The sequence below is a fragment of the Hydrogenivirga sp. genome, from assembly GCF_056450045.1.
Genome location: NZ_JBWONM010000023.1, coordinates 1 through 9565 on the forward strand (window position 1 = coordinate 1; position 9565 = coordinate 9565).

The 9565-nt window shown below is 53.3% G+C and carries 10 protein-coding genes; 2 read left to right on the top strand and 8 right to left on the bottom strand.

Going from position 1 to position 9565, the window contains the following annotated elements; genetic code table 11:
* The coding region (locus AC1HCM_RS00730; RefSeq protein WP_479459859.1) for a class I SAM-dependent methyltransferase at positions 1-1065 on the top strand (1065 nt) is incomplete at its 5' end.
* Here the strand turns inward: AC1HCM_RS00730 and AC1HCM_RS00735 are convergent.
* The 5 genes from AC1HCM_RS00735 to AC1HCM_RS00755 are packed head-to-tail and all read right to left on the bottom strand — an operon-like array spanning position 1039 to position 5762.
* Positions 1039-1809, bottom strand: coding sequence for an ABC transporter ATP-binding protein (locus AC1HCM_RS00735; RefSeq protein ID WP_479459860.1), 771 nt, complete (start codon positions 1807-1809; stop codon positions 1039-1041). The two genes, AC1HCM_RS00730 and AC1HCM_RS00735, sit on opposite strands and share 27 nt — an antisense overlap.
* Entirely contained in the window at positions 1806-2438 is a 633-nt protein-coding gene (locus AC1HCM_RS00740) for an MBL fold metallo-hydrolase (RefSeq protein ID WP_479459861.1), read from the bottom strand. The genes AC1HCM_RS00735 and AC1HCM_RS00740 overlap by 4 nt, the downstream gene beginning before the upstream one ends.
* An 11-nt stretch (positions 2439-2449) precedes the next feature.
* Positions 2450-4726 (bottom strand): endonuclease MutS2, encoded by a 2277-nt coding sequence (locus AC1HCM_RS00745; protein WP_479459862.1) that lies wholly within the window; start codon positions 4724-4726, stop codon positions 2450-2452.
* Positions 4723-5517, bottom strand: a complete 795-nt coding sequence (gene dapB / locus AC1HCM_RS00750; RefSeq protein WP_479459863.1) for a 4-hydroxy-tetrahydrodipicolinate reductase — start codon at positions 5515-5517, stop codon at positions 4723-4725. The genes AC1HCM_RS00745 and dapB overlap by 4 nt, the downstream gene beginning before the upstream one ends.
* Positions 5514-5762: a hypothetical protein gene (locus AC1HCM_RS00755; RefSeq protein WP_479459864.1), complete on the bottom strand. Its 249-nt coding sequence runs from the start codon at positions 5760-5762 to the stop codon at positions 5514-5516. Before AC1HCM_RS00755 ends, dapB begins: the two co-directional genes overlap by 4 nt.
* A gap of 46 nt (positions 5763-5808) precedes the next feature.
* On the opposite strand from AC1HCM_RS00755, the gene AC1HCM_RS00760 reads away from it, so the two are divergent.
* Entirely contained in the window at positions 5809-6447 is a 639-nt protein-coding gene (locus tag AC1HCM_RS00760) for a lysophospholipid acyltransferase family protein (RefSeq protein ID WP_479459865.1), read from the top strand.
* On the opposite strand, the gene AC1HCM_RS00765 is transcribed toward AC1HCM_RS00760, so the two are convergent.
* The 3 genes from AC1HCM_RS00765 to guaB are packed head-to-tail and all read right to left on the bottom strand — an operon-like array spanning position 6386 to position 9548.
* On the bottom strand, positions 6386-7576 hold the full coding sequence (locus AC1HCM_RS00765; protein ID WP_479459866.1) for a cation:proton antiporter: 1191 nt from the start codon (positions 7574-7576) through the stop codon (positions 6386-6388). The two genes, AC1HCM_RS00760 and AC1HCM_RS00765, sit on opposite strands and share 62 nt — an antisense overlap.
* A gap of 3 nt (positions 7577-7579) precedes the next feature.
* Positions 7580-8071: a cation:proton antiporter regulatory subunit gene (locus tag AC1HCM_RS00770; protein WP_479459867.1), complete on the bottom strand. Its 492-nt coding sequence runs from the start codon at positions 8069-8071 to the stop codon at positions 7580-7582.
* 4 nt (positions 8072-8075) lie between these two features.
* Entirely contained in the window at positions 8076-9548 is a 1473-nt protein-coding gene (gene guaB, locus AC1HCM_RS00775; RefSeq protein WP_479459868.1) for an IMP dehydrogenase, read from the bottom strand.
* Between the last annotated feature and the right edge of the window lie 17 nt (positions 9549-9565).

Sequence of the window (9565 nt, forward strand, 5' to 3'; positions counted from 1 at the left end):
AAGAGGACTCTTAAGGACCCCGAGATGGGCTTCGGTGAGGGGTACATGAGGGGGGAGATAGATGTGGAGGGCGACCTGGAGAAGGTTCTCATCGCTGGGGTAAGATACGTGAACAGCCTTGAGGGGAGCAAGAACTTTTCAGTCCTCTTTTTCAAGGTCATGAACACAATAAGCTTTGTAAACAAGCTAAAGGAAAAGGAGAACGTCCAGAGACACTACGACCTCGGAAACGACTTCTACAAACTATGGCTTGACAGCTCAATGACTTATTCCTGTGCCTTCTTCAGCTCCCCCGACATGAGCCTTGAGGAGGCTCAGAGGGAGAAGAGGAGGATAATTTACGAAAAGCTCCAGCTGGAGAGCGGAGACAGGCTCCTTGATGTAGGGTGCGGCTGGGGCTCTGTGATACTTGAGGCAGCGGAGCTCTACGATGTGGAGTGTGTGGGGATAACCCTCTCAGAAAACCAGTACAACTACGTGAAGGAAGAGATAGAGAGGAGAAACCTGTCCGACAGGGTGAGGGTTTACCTTATGCACTACGCGGACCTTCCGAAGCTGAAAGAGAGGTTCAACAAGGTCGTCTCGGTTGGCATGTTTGAGCACGTGGGCAGGGAGCACTACAGGGCTTTCTTCAAAACGGTGGGCTCAGTCCTTGAGGAAGGAGGTCTATTTTTGCTCCACACCATAGGTAAGGTCCATCCTTCCACCCAGAGCAGGTGGATAAGGAAGTACATATTCCCCGGTGGCTACCTGCCGGGGATACCTGAGGTTCTTTGCGCCTTTGAGGGTATGGACTTCTGCCTGATTGATATTGACGACTGGAGACCCCACTACTACAGAACCCTAAAGGAGTGGAGGAAGAGGTTCTGGGATAATGTGGACAGGGTAAGGGAGATGTACGGAGAGGAGTTCGTCAGGATGTGGGACCTCTACCTTGTCTCTTCCGCCGTTTCCTTCTACACCGGAAGCAACCACCTCTTCCAGTACCTTCTCTCCAAGGGAGTAAAGAACGATTACCCCGTAATGAGGAGGACTTTCTCAGGAGCTCCTGCCATCCTTAGCTAAGCAGTCCCTGAGCTCTCCTATAAACTCCTGGATAAAGGGGTCGGGGGAGTTTAAAACCTCCTCGGGACCCCCCATAGCCACCACCTCCCCCTTCTTCAGAACCATCAGCCTGTCGGATATGGAGAAGGCTGAGACCATATCGTGGGTTACCACTATTGCGGTCGTTCCCGTCCTCTCCCTGAGCTGAAGGATGAGCCTGTCTATGACCCTGCTCGTTATGGGGTCAAGACCGGAGGTGGGCTCATCGTAGATTATGAGCTTGGGGTCTGTGGCTATGGCTCTGGCTATGGAGACCCTCTTTCTCATACCTCCCGAGAGCTCCGAGGGCATGAGGTCAAGGACATCTTCGTCAAGGTCAACCAGCCTGAGCTTCTCAAGGGCTATCTCCCTTATCTCCCTCCTTCCCATGTTAGTGTGTTCAAGGAAGTAAAAGCCAACGTTTTCCCATACCTTCAGGCTGTCAAAGAGGGCTCCCTCCTGAAAGACGTAGCCTATGTTCTCCCTGAGCCTGTCTATCTCTTCAATGGAGAGGTCGGGTACGCTCTTACCGAAGACTATCACCCTGCCGGAGGTAGGCTTCCACAACCCCACTATGTGCTTAGTTATCGTGGTCTTTCCGCTTCCGCTCCCTCCTATTATGGAGAATATCTCCCTCTCCCAGACCTCAAAGCTGACACCCTTGAGTATCCTTCTTCCCTCTATCTCTTTGTAAAGGTTCTCAACCTTCACGACCGGCTCGCTCACAGCAAACCCCCGTGGAGGTATGGGTTGAACTTCCTCTCGTAGCCTATGGTTGTCTCCTCGTAGTGTCCGCAGATAACTATCGTTTCATCGGGAAGCTCCGAAAACACCCTCCTGAGGGAGCTCTTGAGCTTTTCGGGGTCCCCTCCCGGAAGGTCCCACCTTCCAACGCTACCCTTAAAGAGAAGGTCTCCGGCTATCAGAACGCCCTCCTCCTGAATGTAGAAGCAGCAAAGACCCGGTGTGTGTCCCGGCGTATGCATCACCTTGAGCTTGAGCTCTCCCACGGCGACCTCCATCCCCTCCTCAAGAAGGACGTCGGGAGGGGGGCAGGGCTCAGCCCCTATGTAGCTCGCAAATCCCTCCCATATCTCGTTCTCAATAAGATAGATATCCTCTGGATGAAGGTAGAAGGGGACTCCGAAGTGCTCCTTCACCCTCCTAACCTGACCCACGTGGTCTATGTGTCCGTGGGTGTTGAGCACCGCTATCACCTCAAACTCACCGGCAACCTCAATTATCCTGTCCGCATCCGCCCCCGGGTCTATGATGACAGCCTTACCCGTCCTGTCGTCCGCAAGGACGGAGCAGTTCACGGCGAGTGGTCCCACAGGGATAACCTCAAGAACCATTCCCATGCCTTCTATGATAACTCCGAGTTCTTCAAAAAGACCACCGTCACCCCAGCTCCACCCTCTCTCGGGTAAGCCTCCCTGTAGAAACGAACCTTGTCCGACTTGGAGAGGAAGTCGTGGACAACGCTCTTAAGGACACCCTTCCCTACGCCGTGGACTATCTTCACGCTCTTGTGTCCTGCAGCCCACGCCTCATCTATGAACTTCTCCAGCTCTATCAGGGCTGTGTTCGCATCCATACCTATGAGGTTTATCTCAGTTCTTGAGAGGGACCCCTTCGGGGTGGTATGGGGTTCTGCCTTTCTCTCCTTTTTAACCTTCCTGAGCGACTCAAGGGGAACCCAAGCCTTCATGCCCTCAAAGCTGACCCGTGCTTTGTCTTCCTTTATCTGGGTAACCTTCCCCTCCTTGCCCATGAACTCAACCCAGTCCCCCACCTCTATCCTCTCCTCCTCTTTGGGGACGAAGAGGCTCAGCTGTTTCTCCTGCTCCTCTACGAACCTTCTTAGCTCCTCCCTATCCTTTGCCTTCTTGAGCACCTCCTCCCCCTCGGTTAGGAGCTTCCTCAGATAGCTCTTAGCCTCCCTGTAAGCCTCCTTCCACCCCCTCTTCTTGAACTCCATATACTCCTTAGATAGCTCCTCGTACTTCTCCTTCTCCCTGCTGAGCTCTTCCTTCAGCCTCTCAACCTCTGATAGCTTTCTCTCATACTCTCGTGTGTAGTCGGATAGCTTCTCAACCGCACCCATGTACTCCCTCCCGGGAACCTGAAGATGCCTCTGGGCTATCTCAAGAACCTCCTCCGGTATCCCGTACCTTCGCGCCACCTCAAAAGCCATGCTCTCGCCTACGGTGTTGTAGGCTATCCTGTAGAGAGGCTTGAGCGTTTCCCTGTCAAAGAGGACACTTGCAGGAACGAAGTAATCGGAGCTGACGGCGTATAGCTTTATGGGTGTGTGGTGGGTGTTGGCAAAGACCCACACCTTTCTCTTCCTGAGGTACTCAAGGATACCTATACCCAGAGCGGAGCCCTCAACGGGGTCGGTTCCCGCACCGAGCTCATCAAGCAGGACGAGAACCTCTCCGTCGGACTTTGGCAGGAACTGGGCTATGTTGCTCATGTGAGAGGAGAAGGTTGAAAGGCTCTGTTCTATGCTCTGCTCGTCCCCTATATCCACGAAGACGTTCCGGAATATCCTTATGGTGCTCTCCTCCGAGAGGGGAACGGGTATAGCACTCTGAACCATAAGGGATACGAGACCGAGGGTCTTGAGAGCTACCGTCTTCCCGCCGGTGTTGGGTCCTGTTAGTATCAACCCCCTCTTATCCTTCAGGATTATATTCACGGGAACGGTCTCATGGTTTATGAGGGCGAGTATGGGGTGCTTTACCTCCAAGAGCTCAACGTAATCACCCAACCTCGGGAACGTACCACCGTAAGAGGAGGCGAGCTTTACCTTTGCCTGAAGGAGGTCAACCTCCACAAGCACAGAGAAGCTTTCCTCAATCTTTTGGGAGAAGTCCCCCACGTAGGAGGTTATCCTCCTGAGTATCTTCCTCACCTCCTCTTCCTCCTCCCCTTTGAGCTCTGTAAGCTTGTTGTTCAGCTGAATAACAAACTGGGGCTCAACGTAGGTGGTGTAACCGGAGGAGGAGGTGCCATGAACTATCCCAAAGACCTTCTTTACCTGAGAGCTCTTGACTGGAACGACGTACCTGTTGTTCCTCAGGGTTATTATCTTGTCGGTGAATACTTTGGAGGCATCGGGGCGTTTGAAGAGGCTCTCCAGCCTCTCCATTATCTCCTTTTCTATGTTCCTGATAGATCTCCTTATTCTGAAGAGCTCCTCGCTGGCGGAGTCTTTGACGAAGCCCCTCCGGTCAACGGTTGACTCAATCAGGTTCTCAAGGGAGGAGAACTGGTGGAGCTTCCTCGTGAGCTTCCTGAGGGGTGCTTTCTCTCTCGCCGCCTCTCCGATAACCCTCCTGACCTCTTTTATAAGTTTGAGAACCTCATTAAGCTGGAGGAGCTCCTCTACGGTGAGGACCGCCCCCTCAATCTTTGACCTCCTTAGAAACTCCCTTACGTCCGGAAAGCTGTAAAAGGTGAGACCTTCCACCTCCAAGAAGGCTCTGTAGAGCTCTATCCCCGACTGTATCTCCTCCCTATCCGTTGAGGGAGAAAGGGAATCTATAAGCTCCTTGGTCGCCTCCGAGTGAGCGTGCTCCTTAAGACGTTCCTTTATCGCCGGAAACTCAAGCCTCTGGAGGTCCTGCTCTCTCATATACCGAGCGCATCAAACATTGAGTACATTCCCTCGGGCTTTCCCTTTATCCACTTCGCCGCCTCAACCGCTCCCTTGGCGAAGGTATCCCTTGAACTCGCCCTGTGGGTAAGCTCAAGCCTCTCCCCAAAGCCCAGAAAGAACACAGTATGGTCTCCCACCACATCACCGCCCCTGAGGGCGAAGACACCGAGCTCTTTATCCTTTCTGGGAGCCTCTCCCTCCCTGCAGTGGACCGTCCTTTCCAGCTGAGCTGTTTCCCTCAATATGTTTGCGAGCTTGACGGCCGTTCCGCTCGGGGCATCCCTCTTGAACCTGTGATGAATCTCAACTATCTCCATATCAAAGTTCTTGTCTCTGAGCACCTTTGCAGCCGTCTCAACGAGCTTGAAGAGGAGATTAACCCCAAGGCTCATGTTGGGTGAAAGGAGGACTGGAGCCTTTTCGGAAGCCTCTTCTATCTCCTTCAGCTCGCTCTCAGTAAATCCCGTTGTCCCTATCACAACCCCCTTTCCGTCAAGGGCGGCGAGCTTTGTATGTCCAACGGCGGCGGTGGTGTTGCCCGAAAACTCAACAACTACATCGCAGAGGGGAAGGAGCTCCTCAAGCCTGCTGGTGAGGGGAACACCCTTTAGCTCCTCCTTCCCCGTTGCCTCTCCCAGGTCAAGGGAGGGTATGCAGTCGGGGTGTTCAACACCTCCAGCGATCTCCACCTCCGGGTCCTGAAGGGCTATCTCAAGTATCCTCCTTCCCATTCGCCCGAGAGCTCCGCAGAGAACAACCCTCGTCATTCTTCCTCCTCTCCAAATATCATGCTCTCAAGCTCGCTCACAGCCTCCTCCGCTTGGTCTGGAGGGACAACCGATGGGTACAGGGCAACCCTCACTCCCTCCTTGAAGAGAAACCTCGCTATGAGGTCCTGAAGCTTCTCAAGCTCCTCGGGGGTGAGGTCATCTCTGATGCTCTCCTCAACGGGTCTGTTTGTCACAAAGAAGCCAACCAAGCTGAAAGGTACTGCGACGTATTGCTCTTCCATAACTCACCTCGCTACAGGTTTTTAGTAATAATATCATCTACGGAAGATGTGGAAAAGAATTAAGTTCAGAGCGGTGCTTGTCCTCATGCCACTGATAACCCTCCTCGTGAGGTTAGTTGCCCGGTCCATAAGATGGAGGAGGAGGCACGACTTTGACAGGGACACAAAGACGATATACGCCCTGTGGCACGGTCAGGCTTTGGCCCTCGCCATGTTCGGGATGGACAGGGATATATACACCATGGCGAGCAGGTTCAGAGATGGAGAGATAGCCACGAGGCTCCTCAAGGGGATGGGCTTCAGGGTCGTGAGGGGCTCAAGCGAAGAGGGTAAGGCTGAGAAGGGAGGGAGAACGGGGACCCTCCAGCTGATAGAGGTCTTGAATGAAGGAAAAAACGTTGCTATAACGGTTGATGGTCCTAAGGGACCCGCCTTCAAGGTTAAGAAGGGGGCTGTCTTCCTCGCCCAGAAGACGGGGGCGAAGATAGTTCCGGTGGTGGCTGAGTTTGATAAGGCTATAGTCCTCAATACGTGGGATAGATTCACAATACCCTACCCCTTCACCCGTGGGGTGGTTAAGCTTGGAAGACCAATAACCGTGTCGGACGAGGACGACCTTGAGCTCAAGAGGAAGGAGCTGGAGAAAGCTCTCTACGAGCTCTCCTCTTCGGGGGCTTCCTCTTAGGAGGATAGATGATATCCACAACCCTTGGAGCGACAACGAACATGAAGCTTCCCACGAGTGCCGTTGCGAAGATGAAGGGTATGGACATGAGCTTAACTGTCGGCTCTAAGGAGGCTATGATTACGGAGAACTCTCCCCTGGGGATGAAGGAAAGGGATGTTCTGAGCCTCGCTTTCCTCTTCATGCCGTAGATGTACGCTGCTATGTAGGTTGATACTATCTTCAGAGCCACTCCCATCACTATAAGAAGAAGGACGAAGGGAAGGTTCTGGGGAACTACGAGCTCGCTATCGTAGGCGAAGAAGAAAAAGAAGACCCCTATTGATAGTTCCTTGAAGGCTGAGAGGTGGTGCTCTATATTCTCCATTACCCGGCTCTCGGGGACGAGGACACCAAGAAGGAAGGCACCGAGCGCCTCCGATAGACCAACCTCCTTAAAGAAGAGCCCCAGAGAGAGAACACCCCCTATCAGGAAGAACACGAAGCTCTCCTCCTCCGAGGCTCTGTCCAGCCATCCCTTTAGCCTTGGAACAAGGAAGGTGTATATGAGGTAGAAGAGAACCAGGACGAGGAGGATCTTGGCAAGGCTAATAGGTATGGTCTTGGGTTCTAAAGCTCCGTACTCGCTCACGGGTATGAGCACCGAGAGTAAGATTATCGCTACGAGGTCCTCAAATATCAGCAGTCCTATGAGAAGCTCCGCATCGGGTGAGGCAAGGCGTTTCATGTCCATGAGTAGCTTCGCAACTATGGATGTGCTTGAGGGATAGAACATGCTCGCCAGTATCAGGGAGGGAATCAGGTCAAAGCCAAAGAGGAGTGAGAGGAGTAGGGCTGGGAAGAAGTTCAGGGAAAAGTCAACGAGTCCTGGTTTCCAAACAGCCACCATACCCTTAAGTCGCTCAAAGGAGTACTCAAGGCCTATGAAGAAGAAGAGGAGTATTATCCCAGCTTCCTTAAAAAGCTCAAGGGGCTGGGTGCTCTCGTGGGATATCCAGAACTTTGCAAGAAAGCCTACTAGGAGGAAGGAGATTATGGGCGGAACCTGAACCTTTCGGAGCAGGTGAGCGGAGAAAAACATCAGTATGAATAGGAGGTTTATCTGGAGGAGGGTGAGGGGATGGTCCATGGCTCAGAGGTGGCAATCACCGCAGTATTCTAAGAAGCTCTTCAGCTGCCCCCTAGTTCCGGCGACAACGAGGATGTCCCCCGGCTCTATCCTTGTCTCGTTGGGGTCCGGGTTTACGAACATATTCTCCTTTCTTATTATGGCAACAATTGACGCCCCCGTCCTCTTCCTTATCTGAGCCTCCGCTATTGTCTTCCCGGCAAAGCTCGCCTTATCGCCCACCTTCACCCACTCCATAACCATCTCCCTCATTATCAGCTCCATCTTCTCAGGAGCTACAGGCTGGTAGGTTGTGCCCGCCAGGAGGAAGCCGAGCTCTTTAGCCTCGTCCTCTGTCAGGGATATAACGCAGGTGGGCTCCTCCTCCTCGTCCTCTATTATGTAGATCTCCCTCCTGCCCGTGTTGTGGATTATCAGGGTAAGCTCTCCCCCGTCCTCAAGCTCCAAGGTGTACCTCTTTCCCACGCCGGGAAGGTCTGTCTCCCTAAAGCCCATAGCCTCACTCCACCCAGTAGTTGGGAGCCTCCCTTGTTATCTGAACGTCGTGAACGTGGGACTCCCTATAACCTGCCCAGGTTATCCTTACGAACTTCGCCTTTTCCTGAAGCTCTCTTATGGTAGTGCAGCCTGTGTATCCCATTCCGGACCTGAGCCCTCCAACGAGCTGGTATATTACCTCGCTGAGCCTCCCCTTGTAGGGGACCCGTCCCTCAATGCCCTCGGGAACGAACTTCTCCATCTGTTCCTGTCCGTATCTGTCGGAGGAGAGCCTGGACATCATGGCACCGAGGGAGCCCATCCCTCTGTAGACCTTGTAAGCTCTGCCCTGATAGTATATGGTTTCGCCGGGAGCCTCCTCTGTTCCTGCCAGGAGGTTGCCCAGCATCACAACGCTCGCACCAGCGGCGAGTGCCTTCACTATGTCGCCCGAGTACCTTATGCCTCCGTCCGCTATTATGGGCACTCCCTCCTCCTTGGCAACGCTGTATGCCTCCATTATGGCGGTTATCTGAGGAACGCCAACGCCGGCAACTACCCTCGTGGTACATATTGAGCCAGGTCCAACTCCCACCTTGACAGCATCCGCACCAGCATCTATGAGAGCCTTCGTTCCTTCGGCGGTTGCCACGTTCCCAGCCACGACGTCAAGCTCTGGGAACCTCTCCTTGACAGCCCTGACCGTCTCCAGAACCCTCTTTGAGTGTCCGTGGGCTGTATCAACCACTATCAGGTCAACACCAGCCTGGACAAGAGCCTCAACCCTCTTCAGTGAGTCCTCACCGGTGCCGACGGCAGCTCCCACCCTCAATCTTCCTATCTCGTCCTTGCAGGCGTTTGGATACTTCTTTCTCTTAACTATGTCCTTTATAGTTATCAGCCCCTTTATCCGCCCTTCACTATCAACTATGGGGAGCTTTTCCACCTTGTACTTCTGGAGGAGTTCTGTTGCCTCGTCAAGGGTTATCCCCTCTGGAGCGGTTATGAGGTTCTCGCTCGTCATGAACAGGGATACGGGCTTGTCGTAGTCGGTAGCCCTTATAAAGCGAAGGTCCCTGTTCGTGAGTATGCCAACGAGCTTACCTTCGCCGTCCACGACGGGAACGCCCGATATCTTGTACTTCTCCATTATCTCAAGGGCTTCCCTGACGGTAGCCTCTGGACGCACGGTTACGGGGTTGAGTATCATCCCGCTCTCGGACTTCTTTACCTTCTCCACCTCTTTCGCCTGCTCCTTTATGGGCATGTTCCTGTGGATTATGCCCATACCCCCCTCACGGGCAAGGGCTATGGCAAGGCGCGCCTCCGTGACCGTATCCATGGCTGCGGACACTATGGGGATGTTGAGCTTTATACGCTTGGTTATGTAGGTTGAAACATCAACCTCATGGGGAAGAACCTCAGAGTAATCCGGGACGAGAAGGACGTCGTCAAAGGTTACACCTTCCTTTAGAAACTTCTCAACCTCTACCATACATATATTATACGGGA